Raw genomic sequence first — 24,383 nt, forward strand, 5'->3', positions numbered from 1 at the left:
GCCGGGCTCAGCCTGGCAGGACGACGACCTCGGCCGCGTCGAAGGCGTACCCCACCTCCGCGCCCTCCTCCGGCGCGTCCCGCAGCGGGCAGGACGCCTCCAGCGGCGTCCCGTCCCCGCACTCAAGCAGCACCATGACGTGGTCGCCCCGGAAGCTGCGCGCCCGCACCACCGCGCGCCGCTCCCCGTCGGGGACGCCCAGAAGCACACCCGACGGCCGCACCAGCAGCCGCCGTTCGCCGTCCGGGGTGCCGGCCGGCACGGGGACGGGCCCCCACGGCATCGCCCCGACGCCCTCGCGCACCACGGCGTCCGCCACGTTGCGGAAGCCCAGGAAACGCGCCACGAACGCGTCGGCGGGCCGCCGCCACACCTCGACCGGCGTGCCGGTCTGCGCGATGCGCCCCTCCCGGGTGATCACCACGCGGTCGGCCAGCGCGAACGCCTCGGCCTGGTCGTGCGTGACGGCCAGCACCGTCGTCCCCAGGTCGCGGAAGAGCTGCCGCAGCTCCACGACGAGCCGGTCCCGCAGGTCGCGGTCGAGCTGGCCGAGCGGCTCGTCCAGCATCAGCAGCCGCGGCCTGGGCGCCAGCGCGCGGGCGAGGGCCACCCGCTGCTGCTCGCCGCCCGACAGCGAGCCGACCGCGCGGCGCTGCGCGCCCGGCAGGCCGACCAGGTCGAGCAGTTCGGCGACGCGGCGCTCGGCCTCCCGGCGGGGCACCTTGCGCATGCGCAGGCCGAACGCGATGTTCCCGCCGACGTCGCGCTGCGGGAACAGCTGGTGGTCCTGGAACATCAGGCCGACCCCGCGCCGGTGCGCGGGCACGCCCGCCTGGTCCTGCCCGGCCAGGCGGACCGTCCCTGCGGCGACGCCGGTGAGGCCCGCGACGGCGCGCAGCAGCGTGGACTTGCCGCTGCCGCTCGGGCCGAGGACGCACACCGTCTCGTGCTCGGCGACGGTGAGGCGCACGTCCTGGAGCGCGGTGCGGGAGGCGGCGCGGCCGCCGTACGCGACGGTGACCCCGTCCACGGCGAGCAGCGGGTGCGAGGCGGTCATGGCGTCGTCCTCTCGGCGGGACGCAGGCGTTCGAGGGCGAGCAGCGTGACGGTGCACACCAGCATCAGGACGGCGCTGAGGGCCATCGCCTGCCCGTAGTTGAGGGCCCCGGGGCGGCTGAGCAGCCGGGCCACGGCGACCGGCAGGGTGGGGTTGTCGGCGCGGGCGATGAAGACGGTCGCGCCGAACTCGCCCAGGGACACGGCGAACGCGAAGCCCGCCGCGACGAGCACCGCGCGCCGTACGAGGGGCACGTCCACCTCGCGCCACACCCGGGCGGGGGACGCGCCCAGCACGGCGGCCGCCTGCCGCAGCCGGTCGTCCACGGCACGCAGCACCGGCAGCAGGACGCGCACGACGAAGGGCACACCGACCAGCGCCTGCGCCAGGGGGACGAGCAGCCAGGACGACCGCAGGTCGAGGGGCGGTTCGTCCAGCGTGATGAGGAAGCCGAAGCCGACCGTCACGGCGGAGGTGCCGAGCGGCAGCATCAGCAGCGCGTCGAAGCCGCGCAGCAGGCGGCCGCCGCCGCGCCTGGCGAGGGCGGTGGCGGCGAGCGCGCCGACGAGCACCGCGATGGCCGTGGCGACGGCGGCGTAGCGCAGCGAGGTGCCGACGGCGGACCAGGGGGCGGTGACGAACGTGCCGCCGTCGGTGGTGAACAGCGAGCTGTAGTTGCCGAAGCCGTAGCCCCCGCCGGGCACGGACAGGGACCGTTCGAGCAGCACGCCGAGCGGGAGGAGCAGCAGCAGCGCGATGACCGTGAGGACGGCGCCCAGCGTGACGCGTTCCGCGGCACCACGGGGACGGCGGGCGGTCGTCGCCGGGTCCACGAGACTCAGCGCGGACTCCGTCCTGCGGGTGAGCAGCGCCTGCACGCCCAGCAGTACAGCGACCAGGGCGAACTGGAGAAGGGTGAGCACGGCGGCGGTCGGCAGGTCGAGCAGCTGCGCGGTCTGCCGGTAGATCTCCACCTCAAGCGTCCCGTTGCGCGGCCCGCCCAGGATCTGGACCACACCGAAGGATGTGAAGGTGAACAGGAACACCATCACGGCTGCCGACGCCACCGCCGGGGTCAGCGCGGGCAGCGTGACCCGCAGCCACGCCGCGCGCCGCGTGGCGCCCAGCATGCGCGCCGCCTCCTCCTGGCGCGGGTCGAGCTGCGACCACAGGCCGCCGACGATGCGCACGACCACCGCGAAGTTCAGCGACGCGTGCGCCAGCAGGATCGCCCACACCGACTCGTCCAGGCGCACGCCCCACCAGTCGTCGAGCAGCCCGCCGCGCCCCACCAGCGCCAGGAACGCCGCACCGGTCACCACGGTCGGCAGCACGAACGGCACGGTCACCGCCGCGTGCAGCACCCGCCGCCCGGGGAACCGCAGCCGGGCGAACGCCCACGCCGCGGGCAGCCCCACGGCCAGCGTCAGCAGCGTGGACGCGGCAGCCTGCCAGACCGTGAACCACAGGATTCCGGCGGTGTCCCCGTCGCCCAGCACCTCGCCCACACGCCCGAGGTGCCAGGCGCCGTCCTCCCGCAGCCCCTGCCCGACGATCGCGGTCACGGGATACAGGAAGAAGACGGCGAGGAACGCGACGGGCCCCGCGAGCAGCGCGAGCCGTACGGCGGTGGCCCGGCCGGTCACCTGACGACCAGCGAGGTCCACTCGTCGATCCAGCCGTCACGGCCCTCGGCGATCTCCGCCGGGTCCATCGTCACCGGATCGTCCACGGTGACGCCGTACCGCGTGTACTCCTCGGGCAGCGCCGCGTCGGGCAGCACCGGCGAGACGAACATCTGGAGCGGCATGTCCTCCTGGAAGTCCCTGCCGATCAGGAAGTCCAGCAGCGCGCGGCCCCCCTCGGGGTTCTGGGCGCCCGCCAGCAGCCCGGCGAACTCGACCTGCCGGAAGCAGGTGCCCGTGGACACACCGGTCGGCGCCTCGTCCGGCCGCTCCTCGCCGCCGTAGACCACCCCGGCGGGCGGGCTGGAGGCGTAGGAGACGACCAGCGGCCGGTCACCGCCCTGGCCTGAGCCGGAGAACCGCTCGTTGTACGCCTGCTCCCAGCCGTCCACGACCTCCACGCCGTTGTCGGCGAGCTGCTGCCACCAGTCCTGCCAGCCGTCCTCCCCGAAGGTCGCGACGGTCGCCAGGAGGAAGCCGAGGCCGGGCGAGGACGTCGCGGCGTTCTCCACCACGAGCAGGTCGCGGTAGGCGGGGTCGGTCAGGTCGGCGAACGTCTCGGGCGGGTCGATGCCCTCCTCGGCGAACCACGCGCGGTCGTAGTTGACGCAGATGTCGCCGGTGTCCACGGGCGTGACGCGGTTCTCGCCGTCGAGGCGCAGCTGAGCCGGTATCGCGTCCAGGCCCGCCGCCTCGTACGGCTCGAACACGTCCTCGTCGAGCGCGCGGGACAGCAGCGTGTTGTCCACGCCGAACAGCACGTCGCCCTGCGGGTTGCCCCGCGAGAGCACCGCCTGGTTGACGACCACGCCCGCGTCGCCGCCGCGCAGGACGTTCACGTGGTAGCCCGACTCCTCCTCGAAGCGGGCGAGGACGTCGTCGGAGACGAGGAACGAGTCGTGCGTGACCAGCGTCACCTCGCGCGAGCCGGCGCCGTCACCGCCCTCCGACCCACCGCTGCCGCCGTCGCCGTCGCTGCCGCAGGCGGTGACCAGGCAGAGGCCGAGGGCAAGACCGCATATGCCCAGTGTCGCGGTGCGCTTCATGGTGCCGCCTTCTTGGCGCGGGCGCGCGCGGGCAGCACGAGAGTGGTTCCGAACTTCCTACCCGGCATGACCCGGGCGAGGTTCGAGGGTCTGCGGCCGTTGCCGCACTCTCAGCGCTGCGAGCGCTCCCCTGTCGGAAAGATGAAAAACTACCGGCCAACGATAGCAGCCGCCGGTCAGACCCGCTCCGTCGCCGCCAGCTGCCCGCAGGCCCCGTCGATCTCCTGGCCCCGGGTGTCCCGCACCGTCACCGGTACGCCGTGCGCCTCCAGCGCGGCGACGAACGCCCGCTCGTCCTCCGGACGCGACGCCGTCCACTTCGATCCGGGCGTGGGGTTCAGCGGGATCAGGTTCACGTGCGCGCCACGCCCCTTGAGCAGCCGGCCCAGCCGGTCGGCGCGCCACGCCTGGTCGTTGATGTCCCTGATCAGCGCGTACTCGATGGAGACGCGGCGGCCGGACTTGTCCGAGTAGTCCCAGGCCGCGTCGAGGACCTCACGGACCTTCCAGCGCGTGTTGACCGGCACCAGGGTGTCGCGCAGCTCGTCGTCCGGCGCGTGCAGCGACACCGCGAGACGGCAGGAGAAACCCTCGTCGGCGAAGCGGCGCATGGCCGGGACCAGGCCCACCGTCGAGACGGTGATCCCGCGCTGCGACAGGCCCACGCCGTGCGGCGCCTCGTCCGTCAGGCGGCGGATCGCGCCGGTCACCCGGCGGTAGTTGGCCAGCGGCTCGCCCATGCCCATGAAGACGATGTTCGACAGCCGCGCGGGGCCGCCCGGCACGTCGCCGTCACGCAGCGCCCGCATGCCGTCCACGATCTGGTGGACGATCTCGGCGGTCGACAGGTTGCGGTCGAGCCCCGCCTGCCCGGTGGCGCAGAACGGGCAGTTCATCCCGCACCCGGCCTGCGACGAGACACACATGGTGACCCGGTCCGGGTAGCGCATCAGCACCGACTCGACCAGCGTGCCGTCGTGCAGGCGCCACAGCGTCTTGCGGGTGGCGCCCTCGTCGCACTCGATGTGCCGCACCTCGGTCATCAGCGGCGGCAGCAGCGCCGCCGCGAGCCGCCCGCGCGCCGCGGCGGGCACATCCGTCCACTCCGCCGGGTCGGCGGTCCAGCGGCCGAAGTAGTGCCGCGACAACTGCTGTGCGCGGAACGGCTTCTCGCCCAGCGCCACGACCGCCTCGCGGCGCTCCTCGGGCGTGAGGTCGGCGAGGTGCCGCGGCGGCTTCTTGGCGCCGCGCGGCGCGATGAACGTGAGCTCTCCAGGTGCAGGCATGGTCCTGCCAGTGTCGCAGATCGCCCGGCCGGCTCAGCCCGCGCCGACGAAGGCGAGGAACAGCAGCCACACGACGGGCGCCGTGGGCAGTATCGAGTCGAGCCGGTCCATGATCCCGCCGTGCCCCGGCAGCAGGGACCCCATGTCCTTGATGCCGAGGTCCCGTTTGATCATCGACTCCCCCAGGTCGCCCAGGGTCGCGCTGACCGAGACGCCGAGGCCGAGCACCAGCCCCTGCCACCACGTCCCGCCGTCGATCAGCAGCGGCATGACGACCGCGCCGGCCGTCATCGCGAACGCCACCGCGCCCGCCAGGCCCTCACGCGTCTTGCCGGGGCTGATGCGCGGCGCCAGCTTGTGCCGCCCGAAGCGCCAGCCCACCGCGTACGCGCCGGTGTCGCTGATCACCGTCAGCAGCAGGAACGTCAGCACGCGCCACGAGCCGTCGTCCGCGCTCAGTATCAGCGCCACGAACGTCGCCATGAACGGCACGTACAGCGCGACGAACACCCCGGCCGTCACGTCCCGCAGGTAGTTGTCCGGCGGCCGGAGCATCCGCCACACCAGGACGGCCACACCCGTCAGCGCCATCGCGATCCACGCGCCCTCGGAACCGCCGAGGTAGCCGGCCACGACCATGGCCGCGCCGCCCACCGCCAGCGGCGGGAGCGGCACGTGGATGTTCTTGCGCTCGGCGAACCGCGTGGACAGCTCCCACAGGCCGACGACGACGGCCACCGCTATGACGCCCACGAAGACCGGCTTGTAGACGAAAAGCGCGGCGACCACCACCGCCCCGAGGCCGAGCCCGACCCCGACCGCCGCGCGCAGGTCACGGCCCGCCCGCTTCCTGGGCTGCTGCTCCGTCATAGGCCGAGTCTGCGCCGCCGGGACCGGTTCGCGCGCGGGACCCGCCGGGGCGGGCGGCACGGCCTGGGGCTGCGCGACGTAACCGGTGGCCCGGGGCGGTCCCCAGGATGAATCGTTCACGGGAGGGTGCGTCCTCGTCCTCACTGTGCGGGCACCGGCCGGACCCGGCCGGCCGGGTCGGGGTCAGACTTCGAGCAGCTCGGCTTCCTTGTGCTTCAGCAGCTCGTCCACCTGGGCGACGTACTTCGCGGTGGTGTCGTCCAGCTCCTTCTCGCCGCGGCGCCCCTCGTCCTCACCGACCTCGCCGTCCTTGACGGCCTTGTCGATGGTCTCCTTCGCCTTGCGGCGGACACCGCGGATGGAGATCTTGGCGTCCTCGCCCTTGGTGCGGGCCACCTTGATGTACTCGCGGCGCCGCTCCTCCGTCAGCTCGGGGAAGACGACGCGGATGATGTGGCCGTCGTTCGTCGGGTTGACGCCGAGGTCCGAGTCGCGGATGGCCTGCTCGATGTTGCGCAGCGCCGACTTGTCGAACGGGGTCACCACCGCCATCCGCGCCTCCGGCACGGAGAAGGAGGCGAGCTGCTGGATCGGCGTCTTGGTGCCGTAGTACTCGGCCACGATCTTGTTGAACATCGCCGGGTGCGCACGGCCGGTACGGATCGCGGCCAGGTCGTCCTTGGCGACGCCTACGGCCTTCTCCATCTTCTCCTCGGCTTCGAGGAGGGCTTCTTCGATCACCACGTGCTCCTGGTTCGGTGTGTGGGAGGCTGCTCAGGCCCGGCGGCCCTGGCTGTTGACGAGTGTGCCGATCTTCTCACCCTTTACCGCACGGGCGATATTGCCTTCCGTGAGCAGTTCGAACACCAGGATGGGCAACTGGTTGTCCCGGCACAGGGTGATGGCGGTCGAGTCGGCGACCCGCAGATCGCGTGTGATCACCTCGCCGTAGTCCAGGGCGTCGAACCTGACGGCGTCGGCGTTCTTCGCGGGGTCGGAGTCGTAGACCCCGTCCACCCCGTTCTTACCCATCAGCAGCGCCTCGGCGTGGATCTCCAGGGCGCGCTGGGCGGCGGTGGTGTCGGTGGAGAAGTAGGGCATGCCCATACCGGCGCCGAAGATGACGACCCGGCCCTTCTCCAGGTGCCGCACGGCCCGCAGCGGGATGTACGGCTCGGCGACCTGGCCCATCGTGATGGCGGTCTGCACGCGGGAGTCGATGCCCTCCTTCTCCAGGAAGTCCTGGAGGGCGAGGCAGTTCATCACGGTGCCGAGCATGCCCATGTAGTCGGAGCGCGCCCGGTCCATGCCGCGCTGCTGCAACTCGGCGCCGCGGAAGAAGTTGCCGCCGCCGATGACGATCGCGATCTGCGCGCCGTCCCGCACGACAGCGGCGATCTCCCGCGCCATCGTGTGGACGATGTCGGGGTCGACACCGAGCCCGCCGCCGCCCGCGAAGGCCTCTCCCGACAGCTTCAGCAGAAAACGCCGCGGTTTGTCGTCCTGGTTCATGGCACTCTCCTCGGGCACACACCAAGGAGGCCACTGCCGGCGGTTCCGTGTGCGGTTCCGTCCGTGCGGTGGCCTCCTCGTCACAACTACGGTCGTCCCGGCCGGTGCACAGCCTGCGGCCTGACGGACTTCCGCCCGACAATAGCCGGGCGGAGTCCGTTCCGTCGCCGACGGCGCGGCGGCGCGAGGTGGCGGGGTCAGGCGCCGACGCGGATGCGGGCGAAGCCCTTGAGCGTCACACCGGCCTCGGTCAGGACCTTGGCCACCGTCTTCTTGTTGTCCTTGGCGAAGGGCTGGTCGAGGAGGACGTTCTCCTTGAAGAAGCCGTTCACCCGGCCCTCGACGATCTTCGGCAGGGCGCCCTCGGGCTTGCCCTCCTCGCGCGCGGTGGCCTCGGCGATGCGGCGCTCGTTCTCCACCGTCTCGGCCGGGATGTCCTCGCGGCTCAGGAAGCCGGGGGCGAAGGCGGCGATGTGCTGCGCGACGTCCTTGGCGGCCTGCGCGTTCTCCTGGTCGAGCTCGACCAGGACGCCGACCTGCGGGGGCAGATCGGGGCTGGTGCGGTGCAGGTAGGAGGCGACGTAGGCGCCGGAGAACTGCGCGAAGCGGTCGAGGACGATCTTCTCGCCCAGCGACGCGTTCGCCTCGTCCACGTAGGTCTGCACGGACTTGCCGGGCTCGATCTCGGAGGCGAGCAGGGCGCCGAGGTCGGCGGGGGCGGTGGCGAAGACGTGCTCCGCGATGGCCTCGGCGACGACCTGGAACTTCTCACCCTTGGCGACGAAGTCCGTCTCGCACTTCAGCTCGACCAGGACGCCGCGGGTGCTGTCCTCGGCGAGGCGCACGACGACCGCGCCGTTCTCGGCGGTGCGGCTCTCGCGCTTGGCCACGCCCTTCTGGCCCTTGACGCGCAGGATCTCGACGGCCTTGTCGACGTCGCCCTCGGCCTCGTCGAGCGCCTTCTTGCAGTCCATCATGCCGGCGCCGGAGAGCTCACGGAGCTTCTTGACGTCGGCGGCGGTGAAGTTCGCCATGGTTACTGGATTCTCTTCCGGAAGTCGATCGGATCGCTTGGCACTCGCCCGGCCGGGCGCACGGGGGGCGGGCGGTCTGGACCGCCCGCCGCCGCCGTACGCCCGGCCGTCGCTCTGTTCCGCGTCAGGCCTGCTCGGCGGGGGCCTGGGCCTCCTCGGCCGCCGGGGCGGTGGCCTCGGCAGCGGGCGCCTCGGCAGCGGGGGCCTCGGCAGCGGCCGGCTGCTCGCCGGCCTGCTTCTCCTCGGCGCGCTCCAGCAGCTCACGCTCCCACTCGGGCAGCGGCTCGCCGGCGGGCTTCCCGCCCTCCTTGGCCTCGGTGGCGACACCGGAGCGGGAGATCAGGCCCTCGGCGACGGCGTCCGCGATCACACGGGTCAGCAGCGTGACGGAGCGGATCGCGTCGTCGTTGCCCGGGATCTTGTAGTCGACCTCGTCGGGGTCGCAGTTGGTGTCCAGGATCGCGACGACCGGGATGTTGAGCTTGCGGGCCTCGCCGACCGCGATGTGCTCCTTCTTGGTGTCCACGATCCAGACGGCGCTGGGCACCTTCTGCATGTCGCGGATACCGCCGAGGGTGCGCTCCAGCTTCGCCTTCTCGCGGGAGAGGACGAGCAGCTCCTTCTTGGTGAGACCGGAGGCGGCGACGTCGTCGAAGTCGATGGCCTCCAGCTCCTTGAGGCGCTGAAGCCGCTTGTGGACGGTCGAGAAGTTGGTGAGCATGCCGCCCAGCCAGCGCTGGTTGACGTAGGGCATGCCGACGCGGGCCGCCTGCTCCGAGATGGCCTGCTGCGCCTGCTTCTTGGTGCCGACGAACATGACCGTGCCGCCGTGGGCGACGGTCTCCTTGACGAACTCGTAGGCGCGGTCGATGTACGACAGCGACTGGAGCAGGTCGATGATGTAGATGCCGTTGCGCTCGGTGAAGATGAAGCGCTTCATCTTCGGGTTCCAGCGGCGGGTCTGGTGCCCGAAGTGGACGCCGCTCTCCAGCAGCTCCCGCATCGTGACGACGGCCATGGCCGTTCTCCTTGTGACGCTCGGTTGTCAGCGCCGCCCGGCCGGGCGGCGCCCCTGACGCCCCGGCGCGCTGAGCCTGGAGCCGCCGCGCGCGGCGGGCGGTTCCGAGGACCGAGGTGCGCGGCCACCGAGGCGCCGGAGCCGGGTGGACCGGCCGGCGGGCGCCGGGGTGGCGGGGCATGCGAGGTCGATCCGGGGCTGCCGGATCGCCACCAGAAGTGTACGGGACGGGGAGGACCCGGGGCGACAGAGCGCTCACGCACGGATGGTCACCCGCAGGGGTGACGGAGTTGTCCACATCCGCCGGTTTTTCCACCAAGATCCACTTCTTCCGCCGGGCCGGGCCATCGTCGGGGGCGGAGGTGATGCGTGATGAACCGGCGAGGTGCGCTGGGCCGCTTCGGGGAGGACGTCGCCGTACGGCGGCTGTGCGAGGCGGGACTGACCGTGCTGGAGCGCAACTGGCGCTGTCCGGCGGGCGAGATCGACGTCGTGGCCAGGGAGGCGGCGGCGGACGGGGCGCTGGTGGTCTGCGAGGTGAAGACCAGGAGGAGCGGCGGCTTCCAGCACCCGATGGCCGCGCTGACGCCCGGCAAGACGCGGCGTCTGCGGGAGCTGGCCGAGTGGTGGCTGAGCGAGCGGTGGCTGCCGGAGCACGCCGCGCCGCCGTCCGGCGGGGTGCGGATCGATCTGCTGGGCGTGCTGGTGCCCCGCCGGGGCGCACCGGTCGTGGAGCACGTGCGGGGGGTGGCGTGATGGCGTTCGCGCGGACCTGCGCCGTGGCCCTGACCGGGGTGGACGGCGTGGTGGTGGAGGTGCAGGCCGACCTGGAGCCGGGGGTGGCCGTGTTCTCCCTGGTGGGGCTCGCCGACCGGTCGCTGTCCGAGAGCCGCGACCGGGTCCGTGCCGCGGTGGTCAACTCGGGTGCGGAGTGGCCGCAGAAGAAGCTCACGGTGGGGCTGAGCCCGGCGGCGGTGCCGAAGCACGGCTCGGGGTTCGACCTGGCGGTGGCGTGCAGTGTGCTGGCGGCGGCGGAACGGATCGATCCGCGGGCCATCGCGGACCTGGTGATGATCGGGGAGCTGGGGCTCGACGGGTGGGTGCGTCCGGTGCGCGGGGTGCTGCCCGCCGTCCTGGCCGCCGCGAACGCGGGGTACCGGCGCGTCGTCGTGCCCGAGGCCGTGGTGGCGGAGGCGTCGCTCGTGCCCGAGGTGGCGGTGCTCGGGGTGCGCAGCCTGCGTCAGCTGATCGCGGTGCTGGCCGACGAGCCGGTGCCGGAGGAGCCGGCTCCCGGTGATCCCGGCGGCCCGCCGGGGATGGCGGGTGGCGTGGGGTGGGACTGCCCGCCGACGGCGGGTCTCGCCTGGCTGACGGCGGACGAGCGGCGGCCCGACCTCGCCGAGGTGGCCGGGCAGCGGGTCGCCAGGCGGGCGCTCGAAGTGGCCGCCGCGGGACGGCACCACCTCCTTCTGAAAGGGCCGCCCGGCGCGGGCAAGACCCTCCTCGCGGAGCGGCTGCCCGGCATCCTCCCGCCGCTGTCACGGCGGGAGTCGCTGGAGGTGACCGCCGTCCACTCGGTGTGCGGCGCCCTGCCGCGGGACCGGCCGCTGATCGAGCGACCGCCGTACTGCGCGCCGCACCACTCCGCGTCGATGGCGTCCCTGGTCGGCGGGGGGAGCGGCGTGCCGAGACCGGGGGCCGTCTCACTGGCGCACCACGGTGTGCTGTTCCTGGACGAGGCGCTGGAGATGAGCGCGCAGGTGCTCGACGCGCTGCGGCAGCCGCTGGAGTCGGGGCAGATCGTGGTGGCCAGGTCGGCGGGGGTGGTGCGGATGCCGGCGCGTGTGCTGCTCGTCATGGCGGCCAATCCCTGCCCGTGCGGCAGGCACGGCTCGGCGGGCGGCGACTGCGAGTGCCTTCCGTCCACGGTGCGCCGCTACCGCTCGCGGCTGTCGGGCCCGCTGCTCGACCGGATCGACCTGCGGGTGCCGGTGGAGCCGGTCGGCCGGGCCGAGCTGGTGGCGGCGCCCGGCGGGGAGGGCACGGCGTCGGTCGCTGCCCGGGTGCTGGCGGCGCGGGAGCGCGCGGGTGCGCGGTTCGCGGGGACGCCGTGGTCGGCGAACGGCCAGGTGCCCGGCCATGAGCTGCGGACCCGGTGGACGCCTGTCCCGGGCGCGCTGCTGCGGGCCGAGCAGGACATGGACCGGGGGCTCCTGACGGCCCGGGGCTTGGACCGGGTGCTGCGGGTGGCGTGGACGGTCGCGGACCTGGCGGGTCATGACCGGCCGACGGCCGAGGACGTGGACGCGGCGCTCGAACTGCGCACCGGGGTGCGCCGGGGCGCCGGTGTGGTGGGGAGCCTGCCGTGACGGTGACGGTGACGGAGGAGGAGCGGGAGGGGCCGGCGGCGCTGGAGCGGGAACCGGAGGACGCGCGGTCGGCGCGGGCCGCGCTGACGAGGGTCGCCGAGCCGGGTGACGAGCTGATGGGCCGCTGGCTCGCGGAGTACGGGCCCGGGTCCGTGGTCGAGGCGCTGGCGGCGGACCGTCCGCTGCCCGGTGTGTCACCCGACCGGTGGGCCGGTCTGCGGGCCAGGTCGCGGCGCGCGGCGCCCGGCCGTGACCTGGAGCTGGCCGCTCGGGTGGGCGGCAGATTCGTGTGTCCCGGCGACCGGGAGTGGCCCCGGCAGCTGGACGACCTGGGGCACGGCAGACCCATCGGCCTGTGGGTGCGGGGGCCCTGCTCGCTGCGGTTCGTCGCCCTGCGGTCGGTGGCCATGGTGGGGGCGCGTGCCTGCACGGACTACGGCGCGCATGTCGCCGCCGAGCTGGCGGGCGCGCTGGCCGAGCGCGGCTGGACGGTCGTCTCCGGCGGGGCGTACGGGATCGACGGCGCTTCCCACCGGGGTGCGCTCGCGGTGGGCGGGGCGACGGTCGGGATCCTCGCGTGCGGGGTGGACCGCGCGTATCCGGCGGGGCACCGGGAGCTGCTGGAGCGGGTGGCCGCCGGTGGCCTGCTGGTGGCGGAGCTGCCGCCGGGCGACCACCCGACGCGGGGCAGGTTCCTTCAGCGGAATCGGGTGATCGCCGCGTTGACACGGGGGACGGTGGTCGTCGAGGCGGCGCGGCGCAGCGGCTCGCTGGTGACCGCCCGGCGGGCGGGCGGGCTGGGGCGGCAGCTGATGGCGGTGCCGGGACCGGTCACCTCCGGCCTGTCGGCGGGCACCCACCAGCTGATCCGCGACGGCGCCGTCCTCGTCGGCAGCGCGGGAGAGGTCACCGAACTGGCCGGGCACATGGGCGAGCTGGCCCCCGACGAGGCGTTCCCCGCCGTCCCGCGCGACCTGTTGGCGCCGCAGGCGGGGCAGATCCTGGACGCGCTGCCCGCCGGTGGGGCGGCCGGGCTGGCGGCGGTGGCGGAGGGCGCGTGCACCAGCCCGGAGGCGGCGCTCGCCCGGCTGCACGAGCTGAGCTGCCTCGGCTTCGTCGAACGCGTGGGCGACCGCTGGCAGTTGTGCCGGGAGCCGTCCCGACACGCGGGGGGAGGGAATTCTCGGACACATCACCGGGACTGACACCACCGTGCGGGCAGCGGAACGTATCTGCGCATACCCGAGCGACTTCCACGTGCGCAAAGCGACCTGACTGTCACGCTACGCTCACAGGGTTCCGACGCCTCCGGCGACGTCCACCGCGCCGCCCCGTCCACGCAGCACCCGTCCGCATCCTGGAGAACGGTTCCCGTCCACGTATGCCACAGCACTCCACCGGGCCACGGCACGCGGCTCCGGCAGCGCCCGCCGCGACGGAGGGGGCCGCGCTCGCCCCGGCGCCCTCCGCACTCGACGCACTGTGGCGCTCCTACAAGACCACCGGCGACGGGCGGCTGCGCGAGCAGCTGATCCTGCACTACTCACCGCTGGTCAAGTACGTGGCGGGCCGGGTGAGCGTGGGGCTGCCGCCCAATGTCGAGCAGGCCGACTTCGTCTCGTCCGGGATCTTCGGGCTGATCGACGCCATCGAGAAGTTCGACCCCGGCCGGTCGATCAAGTTCGAGACTTACGCGATCACCCGCATCCGGGGCGCGATGATCGACGAGCTGCGGGCCCTCGACTGGATTCCCCGGTCCGTCCGGCAGAAGGCGCGGGCTATCGAGCGGGCGTACGCCACGCTGGAGGCGTCGCTGCGGCGCACGCCCTCGGAGTCCGAGGTGGCCGCCGAGATGGACGTCACGCTGGAGGAACTGCACGCCGTCTTCAGCCAGTTGTCCCTGGCGAACGTGGTCGCCCTCGAAGAGCTGCTGCACGCGGGCGGCGAGGGCGGCGACCGGCTCAGCCTGATGGACACGCTGGAGGACACCGCCGCCGACAACCCGGTGGAGGTCGCCGAGGACCGCGAGTTGCGCAGGCTCCTCGCCCGCGCGGTCAACACGCTGCCGCACCGCGAGAAGACCGTCGTGACCCTCTACTACTACGAGGGGCTGACGCTCGCGGAGATCGGCGAGGTGCTCGGCGTCACCGAGAGCCGGGTCAGCCAGATCCACACCAAGTCGGTGCTGCAACTGCGCGCGAAACTGGCCGATGTGACCGGCTGAGCCCACCCGTTCAGCCTTTGATCTCCCCTGGGAGCAGCGACCCCACCCAGGCGTCCACCCGGCACCCCCGGTGCACGAGACGCTGCCGCAGCACCCCTTCCATGGAGAAACCCACCTTCTCCGCGACCCGGCGCGACGCCTCGTTGCCCACCTGGGCACGCCATTCCACGAGGGCGAGGTTCCGGATGTCGAACGCCCACCGGCAGACGGCGGTGCCCCCTGGCGGACGGATCGGTCCGGTGACCGGTCTCGCCGGTGCCGTCGCCCCGCAGGTGCAGCCCGACGCGGCCGAGACGCTGCCCGGACTCCCCCGCCGCTTCGACCAGGAACTCGGTTCGGGTCCCGTTCTCCCGGCCCGCCACGGTCGGCCGTTCCACGAAGTACGCGGCGTCCGTCCTCCGGCGGGACGAGAGGAGATGGACGAACCGCTGGACCTGCGGGTCGAGCAAGACCTGGTATACCCAGTCGATGTCATCGCTGCTGAAGGGCCGCAGCCGTAAGGCACCCGCTTCGAGCACGAGAGGTCCCATCCAGTGACGGTATCCGGACCGCGTCACCCCGCCGGGAGGGGGACGCCGGTCGTCGGGAGCAGCCGGGAAGGCCCCGCGCGCAGCAGGTCGGGCCGCAGCAGTGTCAGCGGATCGAGATAGGCGCCGTCCCGCGTCGCGCCCCAGTGCAGGCAGGGCGCCGCGCAGTGTCCAGGACCGGCGGCGAGGGTGCCGAGCAGCGCGCCCGCCGCCACGCGGTCGCCCGTGGTGACGGCGACGGCGAGCGGTTCGTGCGTGATCCTGACCGGTGGTGTCCCGCTGCCGTCGAGTTCGACCGTGACCACGCCCCGACCGGCGACCTGTCCGGCGAAGGTCACACGCCCGGGGCCCGCCGCCCGCACCGGCGCGCCCGCGTCCGTGCGCAGGTCCACGCCCCGGTGCCCCGCCCGCCACGGGGCGGGCGGCGGGTCGTACGCGCGGTCCACGGCCGGACGGCGCCCGCCGTCCGCGCCCGGCACCGGCCACAGCGGCAGCCCCTCCCCGCCGGCCGCGCCCTCGGACGGCGGCGCGGCCGACGCCGGGACGGAAAGGAGCAGGAGGAGGACGACCAGTGGTGACGCAATCACGGACAGCATGAGACCACCCTGCACCGGTCACGCCGCGCCCGGGAGCCGGGCGGTGAATCTGTGGACAACCCGCCACCTGTGGACAGCGCCGTCGCCCGTACGGGTGAAGCCCGGGACGTCAGGTGCTCCGGCCGCCGCCGAAGCCCGAGTCCTCCGGAAGGTCGAGTTCGCTGCGGTTCAGCTCCTCGATGTTGACGTCCTTGAAGGTCAGGACGCGGACCTGCTTCACGAATCGCGCCGGCCGGTACATGTCCCACACCCAGGCGTCCGCCATCGACACCTCGAAGAACACCTCGCCCTGCACCGAGTGCACCTGCATCTCGTAGTCGTTGGTGAGGTAGAAACGGCGCTCGGTCTCGATCACATACGTGAAGAGCCCGACCACGTCCCGGTACTCCCGGTAGAGCTTCAGCTCCATATCGGTCTCGTACTTTTCGAGGTCCTCGGCACTCATGGCGTGATCCCCTTCAGCCGTGCGTTACCTCATTGTGCGCCACCGGCCGCGTCGGCACGCCGCCGGTGGCCCGTACGGGACACCCGGCGGGCGAGCGGCCCGTACGCGGCGCCCGCGAAGATCAGCACGGCCCCGCCGCCCATGGCCCAGCACAGGGGCCGCAGCGGCCCGCGTTCCGAGATCCCGCCAGGCAGCTCCGCGAAACCGCCGGGACTCGGCAGGCCGCCCAGCCTGCCGAGCGGCCAGACCGTCGCCTCCACCCTGGCCTCCACCGTGTCGCGCGGCACGGTCCCGGTCTGTGTCTCCGTGATATGGCTGCGCGAGTCGAGCGAGTCCATCCGGTCGTCACCGAGGACGAACAGCTCCCCGTCCGGAACCGTGACGTCGAAGCCCGTGGCCGAGGCGCCGTGGCGGGAGTGGACGTAGGGCTCGGCGACCGGCTCGCCGTTGATCCGCAGCCGTCCGTCCCCGTCGCAGCACGCGACCTCGTCCCCGCCGACCCCGACCACGCGCTTCAGCATCGGGATGTCGCCCCACGTCTCGTCGCGGAACACCACGACGTCCCCGCGCCGCACGTCGTCCCCGTCGACGCGCTGAGCGAGGACCCGGTCGCCGGCCGCCACCGCCGGGGCCATCGACCCCGTCGGCACGGTGTACGGCTGGTACAGCAGCGCGGCCAGGGCGAAGCCGCCGAGGAAGAGCACGCATCCGACGGCCACGGCCACCCCGGACAGCAGCCGTCCCCTGCCGCGCCCGCCGTCCACGGCACCGCCCATCGGGTCCCCTCCCCTCTCCGCCGACGATCCGCCGCCGGGCCGCTGGAGACCCTATCGGGGGTGAAGGGCCGGGGTCAGCCCCGCGTGCCGTCTTCCCCGCCGTCCCGGACGGCGGCCGCGTCCTCCGGGCGGCGCAGCACCACGCGCCGCCGCCACAGGACCAGCGGCACGGCGCCCGCGAGACCGACCGCGCCCGGCGCGACCGCGGCCGCCGCGCTCGTCACGGAGTCGAAGGTGCCGGGCACGGGCAGGGTGCTCCAGCGCGTCACCGGCCAGGCGACGACGATGGCGCGGCCGACGACCTCGTCCTCGGAGACGGTGCCGCCGCCCTCCAGGTTCTGGTGGTAGCGGGAGTCCAGGGAGTTCTGCCGGTGGTCACCCATGACCCACAGCCGCCCCTCGGGGACGGTGATCGGGCCGAACGGCTGGTCGTCGCACGGGGTGTTGCCCGGGAACAGGTAGTCCGACTCGTCCAGCTCCTGCCCGTTCACGACGACCGGGCCGCCCTGCCGGCACTCCACCGTGTCGCCGCCGACCGCGATCACCCGCTTGATCAGGTCCTGGTCCTCGTCGGACGGCATGAGCCCGATCGCGCTCAGCCCGGTGCGCAGCGCCGACCCGATGCCGCCCTCGTCCTCGGGGCCGTCGTCCAGCCAGCCGCCCGGGTCGTGGAAGACGACGACCTCGCCCCTCGACGGTTCCCAGCCGAACCACGGCGTCAGCTTGTCCACGAGCACCCGGTCCCCGCGCTGAAGGGTGTCCTGCATCGACAGCGACGGGATGGAGAACGCCTGCACCAGAAAGGTCTTGATGAGCAGCGCGAGGACGATCGCGATGCCGATCAGCAGCGGCAGCTCCTTCCAGAACGACCGCTGCTTGGCGGCCTTGCGCCCGTGCCTGCCGCCGCCCGAGGCCGCGGCCCCGTCGTCGGCCGGCCCGTCGCCGCCGTCTCCCGCACCGCCCGTCCCGCCGGCGTCCGGCGCGTCGGGCCCGTCCGGGGAGCCGGCGGCCCGCTCGCCCGCGGTGGCGTCATCCGCCGCCGCGTCGTCGCCCTCGCCCCGGCGCACGGCGGCGCCGTCCGGACGGGGGGACCCTTCGTCGGACGCTCCGGCACCCGGCGTCACCGGCCGGTCGTCCCCCGGCTCGTCCGCTCCGGCCCGCGCATCCACGGCCACATCCCCCACATCCGCTCCTCACGCTCCGCTCCAGCCCGATCCGCCTCCGCGACAGGCCCACCACTCCCATAACGAGCGGGAGTTCCACAGGGATCGGCAGTGACGCCATCTCCTCGCGGCCCGCCGTCACGCCAGGGCCCGCACGGGCCGCGGCGGCGCCGGCACCCGGCTCCGGCACCTCCGCGAACGGACCGTCGTCACCGAGTCCCCGCCAGTGGGAGAACGGCCACGCGATCACGACCGCCCGGCCCACGAGAAGGTCAACGGGTACCGTACCCTGCCCCTCGTCGTCGAGGTGGTAGCGGGAATCGGAGGAGTCCGACCTGTGGTCGCCGAGGACGAAGATGCGGTCCTCGGGGACCGTCACCTCGAACTCGATCTCCGACGGCGCGTCCCCGGGGTGGAGGTACGGCTCGTCGAGCGGCGCGCCGTTGACCGTCACCCGTCCCCCGGCGTCGCAGCAGGCCACCGTGTCGCCGCCGACGCCGATGACCCGCTTGATGAGGTCCTGGTCGTCGGCCGACGGCAGCAGTCCGATCCCGGTGAGCACGTCCCTGACCTGCTTGATCCCGACCGGGGTGTCGTCCTCTTCCGCCTGCTCGCCCTGGAGCCAGCCGCCCGGGTCGCGGAAGACCACGACGTCGCCGCGGTCCGGTTCCCAGCCGAACCACGGCGTCAGCTTGTCCACGAGCACGCGGTCGTTGATCCGTATCGTCTGCTCCATCGAGCCGCTGGGGATCACGAACGCCTGGACCAGGAACGTCTTCAGCACCACCGCGATCAGCAGCGCCGTGCCGACGAGCAGCGGCACCTCGCGGGTGGCCCGCAGCCGCCTGCGCCGCCTGATGCGCCGGGCGGCGCGCCGCCGGTCCGCCCGGCCCTCGCCCGGACCGCGCAGCGTGGCGCGCGGCTCCTCCGCCGCGCCCGCGCCCGAGGACGCGGCGACCGGCTCGCGCCGCGCCCTGCCGCCCCCGGCCCGCCGGTGCCCGGCGTGGCGCCGGCCGCCTTCCGGCGGGGGCGCGTGGTCCCGGTCCTGGTCACTCATCCCCTGAGTCCACCGATCCCCAGCGGCCGACCGGCCACGCGATCCACTGCACCCGCCCGACGACCCGGTCCACGGGGACCGTGCCGCCCCCGGGGGAGCCGAGGTACGCCCGTGAATCCGCGGAGTCGGAGCGGTGGTCGCCCATCACCCACAAGCGTCCCTCCGGCACCTCGATGTCAAACCCGACCTCGGACGGCGCGTCGCCCGGGTACAGGTACGGCTCGTCCAGCGGCTCGCCGTTCACCTCGATCCGGCCCTGGTCGTCGCAGCACCGGACATGGTCGCCGCCGACGCCGATGACGCGCTTCACGAAGTCGGTCTCCGCCGGCTCGGCGAGCCCGACCGCCGCGGCGGCGCCGTGCAGCAGGCCGAGCAGCGGCCCCCGGTCGTCGGGCGGCTCGGCGGCGGTGAACGAGCCCGTGCCGTCGAAGACGATCACGTCCCCGCGCCGCACCGGATCGCCGAAACGGTACGCCAGCTTGTCGACCAGCACCCGGTCCCCGACCCGCAGCGTGCCCTCCATGGAGCCGCTGGGGATACGGAACGGCTGGACGATCCACGCGCTCACGCACCAGGTGACGACCACCGTCGCGGCGACCGCGGCGGTCCACAGACGCGCGGAGCGCGACCGCCACCACCCGCCGGGCGAAGGGCGGGAGGCGGGATCGCGCTCCGGGGGCCGTGCGTCGGTATCGGTCACGCCGTGATGGTAACCGGACGGAGGACCGGCTCAGTTGTCGCGCTTCTCCTTGATCTTGGCCGCCTTGCCGCGCAGGTTGCGCAGGTAGTACAGCTTCGCGCGGCGGACGGCGCCGCGCGTGACGACCTCGATCTTCTCCACGACGGGCGTGTGGACCGGGAAGGTGCGCTCCACGCCGACGCCGAAGCTCACCTTGCGGACGGTGAAGGTCTCCCGGATGCCCGCGCCCTGGCGGCGGATGACGACGCCCTTGAACTGCTGGACACGGGAGCGGTTGCCCTCGATGACGCGGACGTGCACGTTGACCGTGTCGCCGGGCCGGAAGGCGGGGATGTCGTCGCGCTTGGAGGCGGCGTCGACGCTGTCGAGGAGGTTCATGACCTGCTGCTCTCTTCGCCGGTGCCACAGGTCAACGGCGGTACGTGGTGTCTGGGTGTGTGCTCGGGCCCCGGCTCCGCGGGCGGGCGGCGGTCCCCCTGTGGCAGGGTCGCGCGCCGGGCGGAGTGCCGGGCCGACGGCCTATTCTTCCACGGGCCGCGACGACCGCCCAAATCGCCCGTCGGGACCCGGCTCCCAGCCCAGCTCGGCGAGAGTGGCGCGGTCGTGCGTGCCGAACGCCTCCGGCTCGGCGCCCGCGACGAGGTCGGGGCGGTTCTCGCTCGTACGGCGCAGGGCCTCGTCGCGGCGCCAGCGGCCGATCCGCCCGTGGTGGCCGCTGACGAGGACCTCGGGCACCTCGCGCCCGCGCCACACCGGCGGCTTGGTGTAGACGGGCCCCTCCAGGAGCCCGGCCATCGCGCCGGGGGCGAACGAGTCGTCGCGGTGCGACTCGGCGTTGCCCAGCACGCCGGGCAGCAGCCGGGCGATGGCCTCGACCATCACGAGGACGGGGGCCTCGCCGCCGGCCAGGACGTAGTCGCCGATGGACACCTCACGGACGTCGCAGCGGGCGGCGTAGTCGTCGATCACACGACGGTCGATGCCCTCGTAGCGCGCCGGGGTGAAGACGAGCCACGGGCGCGCGGCCAGCTCGACGGCGAGCTCCTGGGTGAACGGGCGCCCGCTCGGCGTGGGCACGACGAGGACCGGGCCGCCGTCCCCGCTCCCGCCGGAGGCCAGCACGGCGTCCAGCGCCTCGCCCCAGGGCTCGGGCTTCATGACCATGCCGGGTCCGCCGCCGTAGGGGGTGTCGTCCACCGTGTGGTGCCGGTCGTGGGTCCAGGCGCGCAGGTCGTGGACGCGCACGTCGAGCTGTCCCCGGGCGCGGGCCTTGCCGACGAGGGAGACGTCCAGCGGCTCCAGGTACTCGGGGAAGATCGTGACGACGTCCATCCTCACCTGGCGCCGTCCCCGCCGTCGCCGTCCCCGTCACCCGGGTCCGTGTCCTCCAGCAGGCCGGGCGGCGGGTCGATCACCACGCGGCGCTCCCGTACGTCCACCTCGGGCACGATCTCGGAGACGAACGGCACCATCACCTCGCCGCCGCCGGGACGGGCGACGATCAGCAGGTCCTGGCTCGGCAGGTGCGCGATCTCGCGCACGGTGCCCACCGCCTCGCCCGCGGCCGTCACGACGTCGAGCCCGGCGAGCTGGTGGTCGTAGAACTCCTCCGGGTCGTCCGGGAGTTCGTCCGGGTCCACCTCGGCGAGGAGCAGGGTGTTGCGGAGGGCCTCGGCGCCGGAGCGGTCGGTGACGCCCGCGAAGCGCAGCAGCAGCCGGCCGCTGTGGACCCGGCCGCTCTCGATGGTCAGCGGGCCCGCGGTGTCCGGCTCGGTGACCAGCACGCTGCCGGGGGCGAGCCGCAGTTCGGGCTCGTCGGTCCGTACCTCGACGGACACCTCGCCCTTGATGCCATGGGCGCGGCCGATGCGCGCGACGACCAGGTGCACTGCTCTGTTCCCACTCCTCGGTTCGGCGGACCCCTCGGGTCCGGCCACGGACGTCACGAAGGGCCGGGGGCGGCGATCCGCCCCCGGCCCTTCGTGCGATGCCTTGCGCGCCCTCAGCGGATGTCGTCCGCGTCGACCAGGTCGACGCGGATGCCCTTCCCGCCGAGCGCGCCCACGACCGTGCGCAGCGACCTGGCGGTGCGGCCGTTGCGGCCGATCACCTTGCCGAGGTCGTCGGGGTGGACCCGGACCTCAAGCGTACGTCCGCGGCGCAGGGTGCGGGAGGCGACCTGGACCTCATCGGGGTGATCGACGATGCCCTTCACCAGGTGTTCCAGGGCCTCTTCGAGCATCCTCAGCCCTCGGTCGTCTCGGCCGGGGCCTCGGCGGCCTCGGCGTCCGCCTTCTTCTCGGCCTTCTTCTTCGGGGTGATGGCCTCGCCACGGGCCTCACCGCCGGTCGCCTTGGCGGCGGCCTCGAAGACGGCGCGCTTGTCGGGCTTGGGCTCGGCCACCTGCATGGGCGGCGGAGCCGGGAGGCCCTTGAACTGCTGCCAGTCGCCGGTGACCTTGAGGATCGCCAGGACGGGCTCGGTCGGCTGCGCGCCGACACCCAGCCAGTACTGGACGCGCTCCGAGTCGACCTCGATGCGCGACGGGTTCTGCACCGGGTGGTACAGGCCCAGTTCCTCGATGGCGCGGCCGTCCCGGCGGGTGCGGGAGTCGGCGACGATGATGCGGTAGTGGGGCGACCGGATCTTGCCCAGTCGCTTCAGCTTGATCTTGACGGCCACGGGAGTGGTGTCTCCTGCATGTTGACGTGATGGGCCACAGCCGGTCTCCGCGTGGGGATGCGGCGCCACGGGCCCGATGGACGCGCCAGCCGGAGGAGAGAGGGTCCTGTGCGACTGTCGAGTTCAGCCGCCCATTGTGCCACAGGACGTCAGTGGGGTGCCGACGCGGTCAGCGCCTCCACGATCTGGAACGGCTTCTTGCACGCCCCGCAGACGATGGGCGCCTGCGCCAGGACGGACGGGACGACCCGGACGTTCCGCCCGCACTCGCAGACGGCCTTGACCCGGACGCCGCCTCCGGAGGAGCCGTGCCGCGCGGCGGGGCCGCGGAAGGTGCGCTTGGTGTCGGTGGCGGTGGCCACGTTGTGCGCCTTCAGGGCGCGGGCCAGCCGCTCGGCCGTGGGCCGGTAGCGGCGCCGGGTCTCCGGCGTCATGACGACGAGCGAGAACCCACTGCTCGGGTGGGGGTCCTCGACGTGTTCGAGACCCAGCTCCTCGGCGATCGCGAGGAACCGTCTGTTGTGGTAACGCCCGGCCCGCGAGGTGTCCCGGACACCCCGCGCGGCGGCGATGCCGTGCACGGCCTCGTGCAGCAGCCTTTCGAAGGAGAGCTCGGAGCCGCAGGCGGACGACGACTCTCCGATCAGGGACTCGGGGGCGGCCAGGTCCGGCAGCTCCGGGTGGTGCCGTTGAATGTCGGCCCACGCGTGTGCCAGCTCGGCGGCGAGAACTGGTGGTGTCGTGCTCACGTCGTACCTAACGAGCGAGTCCCCCGGGGTGTTCCGATTCCGGGTCAAGTCCCCGAATTTGCACTTACCAGTCAGTTCGGCTTCATTCCGCCGCCGCGCGCCCGGGGCGTACGCCCCGCCCGCCGGGGGTCCGGCGGGCGGGACCCGCGCGTCAGTACGAGCGGCCGACGACGGCGAGGGTGCCGGGCGGGACCTCCCCGTCGACCGCCTCGGGCACGGAACCGTCCGCGCCGACCAGGCAGCGCACCGTGACGGCGTCCTGCGCGAGCCGCTTCTCGCCCTCCTCGCCCACCTCGGACCAGGGCAGGCGCGCCCAGCCGCCCGCCGCGGCGGCCTCCACGGCCTCCTCGACGGTCCGCACGTCGCTCGTACGGGACTCGCGGCGCTCACGGGACTGGCGCAGCAGCAGCGCCTGGTCCTCCTCCAGCAGGCCGGGCAGCAGGGACGGCAGCGCGTCCAGGGCGACCGGCTCCTTGCCGCCGGGGATGCGGCGGACGAGCATCGCGGTACCGGCCGCGACGTCGCGCGGACCCACCTCGACGCGGACCGGGACGCCCTTCAGCTCCCAGTCGACGGCGCGGCGGCCGAAGGGGGTGTCGGTGCGGTCGTCCACCTCGACGCGGACACCGGCGTCCGCCAGCGCGGCACCGAGCCTGCGGACGGTCTCCAGGACCTCCGGGTCGTCCTTGATCGCGAGGACGACGGCCTGGACGGCGGCGAGGCGCGGCGGGATACGCAGGCCGTTGTCGTCGCCGTGCGACATGATCAGGCCGCCGACCATGCGGGTCGAGGCGCCCCAGGACGTCTGCCAGACCAGGTCGCGGCTGCCCTCACGGGAGAGGAAGCGAGTGTCGAAGGCGCGCGCGAAGTTCTGCCCCAGCTCGTGGCTGGTGCCCATCTGGAGGGCCTTGCCGTCGCCCATCATGCCTTCGAGCGTGCGGGTGTTGATGGCGCCCGCGAAGCGCTCGGAGGGGGACTTGACGCCCGGTACCACGTCGATGGCCAGTACGTTCTCCATGAAGTCGTGGTAGACCTCGCGGTGGATGTGCGCCGCGTAGTCGCGCGCGTCCTCGTACGTGGCGTGCGCCGTGTGGCCCTCCTGCCAGAGGAACTCGGTGGTGCGCAGGAAGACGCGGGGCCGCATCTCCCAGCGGACCACGTTGGCCCACTGGTTGATCAGCAGGGGCAGGTCGCGGTAGCTCTGCACCCAGCGGGCGAACGAGGCGTTGATGATCATCTCGGAGGTGGGCCGCACGACGGCGGGCTCCTCCAGCTGCTTCCCGCCGCCGTGCGTCACGACCGCCAGCTCGGGGGCGAAGCCCTCGACGTGCTCGGCTTCCTTGGTCATGTACGACTGGGGGATGAAGAGGGGGAAGTAGGCGTTGCGCGCGCCCGACGCCTTGATCCGCGCGTCCAGCTCCGCCTGCATCCGCTCCCACAGGCCGTACCCGTACGGCCGGATGACCATGGTGCCGCGCACCGGGCCGTTCTCCGCCAGTTCCGCCTTGCTGATCACGTCCTGGTACCAGCGCGGGAAGTCATCCGCCTGGGGGGTGAGTACGGGAGCCTTTGCCATGGCGGAGATGG

Annotated in this window: 27 protein-coding genes, 1 pseudogene and 1 riboswitch; of the genes and pseudogenes, 4 read left to right on the forward strand and 24 right to left on the reverse strand. The window is 73.3% G+C overall.

Annotated features, from left to right (window positions below; genetic code table 11):
* Positions 1-7 precede the first annotated feature (7 nt).
* From ACL02R_RS24700 to rpsB, 9 genes are all read right to left on the reverse strand, one after another.
* Positions 8-1,057: an ABC transporter ATP-binding protein gene (locus tag ACL02R_RS24700; protein ID WP_412799170.1), complete on the reverse strand. Its 1,050-nt coding sequence runs from the start codon at positions 1,055-1,057 to the stop codon at positions 8-10.
* Positions 1,054-2,724, reverse strand: a complete 1,671-nt coding sequence (locus tag ACL02R_RS24705) for an ABC transporter permease (protein ID WP_412799171.1) — start codon at positions 2,722-2,724, stop codon at positions 1,054-1,056. The genes ACL02R_RS24700 and ACL02R_RS24705 overlap by 4 nt, the downstream gene beginning before the upstream one ends.
* The gene (locus ACL02R_RS24710) at positions 2,700-3,788 is read right to left on the reverse strand and encodes a thiamine ABC transporter substrate binding subunit (protein WP_412799172.1); all 1,089 of its coding nucleotides are present in this window, start codon (positions 3,786-3,788) and stop codon (positions 2,700-2,702) included. Before ACL02R_RS24710 ends, ACL02R_RS24705 begins: the two co-directional genes overlap by 25 nt.
* Positions 3,789-3,824: 36 nt before the next feature.
* Positions 3,825-3,930, reverse strand: a riboswitch (TPP riboswitch).
* Between the two features lie 34 nt (positions 3,931-3,964).
* Positions 3,965-5,074, reverse strand: coding sequence for a 23S rRNA (adenine(2503)-C(2))-methyltransferase RlmN (rlmN, locus tag ACL02R_RS24715; RefSeq protein WP_412799173.1), 1,110 nt, complete (start codon positions 5,072-5,074; stop codon positions 3,965-3,967).
* A 33-nt stretch (positions 5,075-5,107) separates the two neighbouring features.
* Positions 5,108-6,064 carry a phosphatidate cytidylyltransferase gene (locus ACL02R_RS24720; RefSeq protein ID WP_412799174.1) on the reverse strand — a complete coding sequence of 319 codons (957 nt, stop codon included), beginning with the start codon at positions 6,062-6,064 and terminating at the stop codon, positions 5,108-5,110.
* A 63-nt stretch (positions 6,065-6,127) separates the two neighbouring features.
* The gene (frr, locus tag ACL02R_RS24725; protein ID WP_362965181.1) at positions 6,128-6,685 is read right to left on the reverse strand and encodes a ribosome recycling factor; all 558 of its coding nucleotides are present in this window, start codon (positions 6,683-6,685) and stop codon (positions 6,128-6,130) included.
* Positions 6,686-6,718: 33 nt separating this feature from the next.
* Positions 6,719-7,456 carry a UMP kinase gene (pyrH, locus tag ACL02R_RS24730; protein ID WP_362965179.1) on the reverse strand — a complete coding sequence of 246 codons (738 nt, stop codon included), beginning with the start codon at positions 7,454-7,456 and terminating at the stop codon, positions 6,719-6,721.
* Positions 7,457-7,653: 197 nt separating this feature from the next.
* Positions 7,654-8,490 carry a translation elongation factor Ts gene (gene tsf, locus ACL02R_RS24735; protein ID WP_412799175.1) on the reverse strand — a complete coding sequence of 279 codons (837 nt, stop codon included), beginning with the start codon at positions 8,488-8,490 and terminating at the stop codon, positions 7,654-7,656.
* A 124-nt stretch (positions 8,491-8,614) separates the two neighbouring features.
* Complete coding sequence (rpsB, locus tag ACL02R_RS24740) at positions 8,615-9,508, reverse strand: 30S ribosomal protein S2 (protein WP_412799176.1); 894 nt, start codon at positions 9,506-9,508, stop codon at positions 8,615-8,617.
* Between the two features lie 372 nt (positions 9,509-9,880).
* Here rpsB and ACL02R_RS24745 point away from each other — a divergent pair, with 372 nt between their 5' ends.
* From ACL02R_RS24745 to whiG, 4 genes are all read left to right on the forward strand, one after another.
* Complete coding sequence (locus tag ACL02R_RS24745; RefSeq protein ID WP_362965173.1) at positions 9,881-10,264, forward strand: YraN family protein; 384 nt, start codon at positions 9,881-9,883, stop codon at positions 10,262-10,264.
* On the forward strand, positions 10,264-11,877 hold the full coding sequence (locus ACL02R_RS24750) for a YifB family Mg chelatase-like AAA ATPase (RefSeq protein WP_412799177.1): 1,614 nt from the start codon (positions 10,264-10,266) through the stop codon (positions 11,875-11,877). The genes ACL02R_RS24745 and ACL02R_RS24750 overlap by 1 nt, the downstream gene beginning before the upstream one ends.
* Before the next feature lie 2 nt (positions 11,878-11,879).
* Complete coding sequence (gene dprA, locus ACL02R_RS24755; protein WP_412799191.1) at positions 11,880-13,082, forward strand: DNA-processing protein DprA; 1,203 nt, start codon at positions 11,880-11,882, stop codon at positions 13,080-13,082.
* A gap of 176 nt (positions 13,083-13,258) precedes the next feature.
* The gene (whiG, locus tag ACL02R_RS24760) at positions 13,259-14,101 is read left to right on the forward strand and encodes an RNA polymerase sigma factor WhiG (protein WP_362965169.1); all 843 of its coding nucleotides are present in this window, start codon (positions 13,259-13,261) and stop codon (positions 14,099-14,101) included.
* A 10-nt stretch (positions 14,102-14,111) separates the two neighbouring features.
* Here the strand turns inward: whiG and ACL02R_RS24765 are convergent, their stop codons facing one another.
* The 15 genes and pseudogenes from ACL02R_RS24765 to proS form a co-directional block, all read right to left on the reverse strand.
* Positions 14,112-14,270: a GNAT family N-acetyltransferase gene (locus tag ACL02R_RS24765; RefSeq protein ID WP_412799192.1), complete on the reverse strand. Its 159-nt coding sequence runs from the start codon at positions 14,268-14,270 to the stop codon at positions 14,112-14,114.
* A gap of 55 nt (positions 14,271-14,325) precedes the next feature.
* A pseudogene (locus ACL02R_RS24770) lies at positions 14,326-14,631 on the reverse strand (GNAT family N-acetyltransferase); the annotation flags it as partial.
* A gap of 23 nt (positions 14,632-14,654) precedes the next feature.
* Complete coding sequence (locus ACL02R_RS24775; protein WP_412799178.1) at positions 14,655-15,224, reverse strand: murein hydrolase activator EnvC family protein; 570 nt, start codon at positions 15,222-15,224, stop codon at positions 14,655-14,657.
* Positions 15,225-15,333: 109 nt separating this feature from the next.
* Entirely contained in the window at positions 15,334-15,669 is a 336-nt protein-coding gene (locus tag ACL02R_RS24780) for a DUF2469 domain-containing protein (protein ID WP_362965164.1), read from the reverse strand.
* 29 nt (positions 15,670-15,698) lie between these two features.
* Positions 15,699-16,445 carry a signal peptidase I gene (gene lepB, locus ACL02R_RS24785; RefSeq protein WP_412799179.1) on the reverse strand — a complete coding sequence of 249 codons (747 nt, stop codon included), beginning with the start codon at positions 16,443-16,445 and terminating at the stop codon, positions 15,699-15,701.
* Between the two features lie 74 nt (positions 16,446-16,519).
* Entirely contained in the window at positions 16,520-17,512 is a 993-nt protein-coding gene (lepB, locus tag ACL02R_RS24790) for a signal peptidase I (RefSeq protein WP_412799180.1), read from the reverse strand.
* A complete protein-coding gene (gene lepB, locus ACL02R_RS24795) occupies positions 17,475-18,665 on the reverse strand; it encodes a signal peptidase I (protein WP_412799181.1) in 1,191 nt (396 codons plus the stop codon). Before lepB (ACL02R_RS24795) ends, lepB (ACL02R_RS24790) begins: the two co-directional genes overlap by 38 nt.
* Positions 18,658-19,365 (reverse strand): signal peptidase I, encoded by a 708-nt coding sequence (gene lepB / locus ACL02R_RS24800; RefSeq protein WP_412799182.1) that lies wholly within the window; start codon positions 19,363-19,365, stop codon positions 18,658-18,660. Before lepB (ACL02R_RS24800) ends, lepB (ACL02R_RS24795) begins: the two co-directional genes overlap by 8 nt.
* Before the next feature lie 30 nt (positions 19,366-19,395).
* Positions 19,396-19,743, reverse strand: a complete 348-nt coding sequence (rplS, locus tag ACL02R_RS24805) for a 50S ribosomal protein L19 (RefSeq protein WP_362965155.1) — start codon at positions 19,741-19,743, stop codon at positions 19,396-19,398.
* A 141-nt stretch (positions 19,744-19,884) separates the two neighbouring features.
* Entirely contained in the window at positions 19,885-20,703 is an 819-nt protein-coding gene (gene trmD / locus ACL02R_RS24810; protein ID WP_412799183.1) for a tRNA (guanosine(37)-N1)-methyltransferase TrmD, read from the reverse strand.
* Entirely contained in the window at positions 20,700-21,254 is a 555-nt protein-coding gene (rimM, locus tag ACL02R_RS24815) for a ribosome maturation factor RimM (RefSeq protein WP_412799184.1), read from the reverse strand. Before rimM ends, trmD begins: the two co-directional genes overlap by 4 nt.
* A gap of 113 nt (positions 21,255-21,367) precedes the next feature.
* Positions 21,368-21,607, reverse strand: coding sequence for an RNA-binding protein (locus ACL02R_RS24820; protein ID WP_052852049.1), 240 nt, complete (start codon positions 21,605-21,607; stop codon positions 21,368-21,370).
* A 2-nt stretch (positions 21,608-21,609) separates the two neighbouring features.
* Complete coding sequence (gene rpsP / locus ACL02R_RS24825; RefSeq protein ID WP_362965149.1) at positions 21,610-22,047, reverse strand: 30S ribosomal protein S16; 438 nt, start codon at positions 22,045-22,047, stop codon at positions 21,610-21,612.
* Positions 22,048-22,196: 149 nt separating this feature from the next.
* Entirely contained in the window at positions 22,197-22,796 is a 600-nt protein-coding gene (locus tag ACL02R_RS24830) for a hypothetical protein (protein WP_412799185.1), read from the reverse strand.
* A 151-nt stretch (positions 22,797-22,947) separates the two neighbouring features.
* Complete coding sequence (proS, locus tag ACL02R_RS24835; RefSeq protein WP_412799186.1) at positions 22,948-24,372, reverse strand: proline--tRNA ligase; 1,425 nt, start codon at positions 24,370-24,372, stop codon at positions 22,948-22,950.
* Between the last annotated feature and the right edge of the window lie 11 nt (positions 24,373-24,383).

The organism is Streptomyces sp. MS19 (assembly GCF_047200595.1).
In the GTDB taxonomy this organism is placed as follows: Bacteria; Actinomycetota; Actinomycetes; order Streptomycetales; family Streptomycetaceae; genus Streptomyces.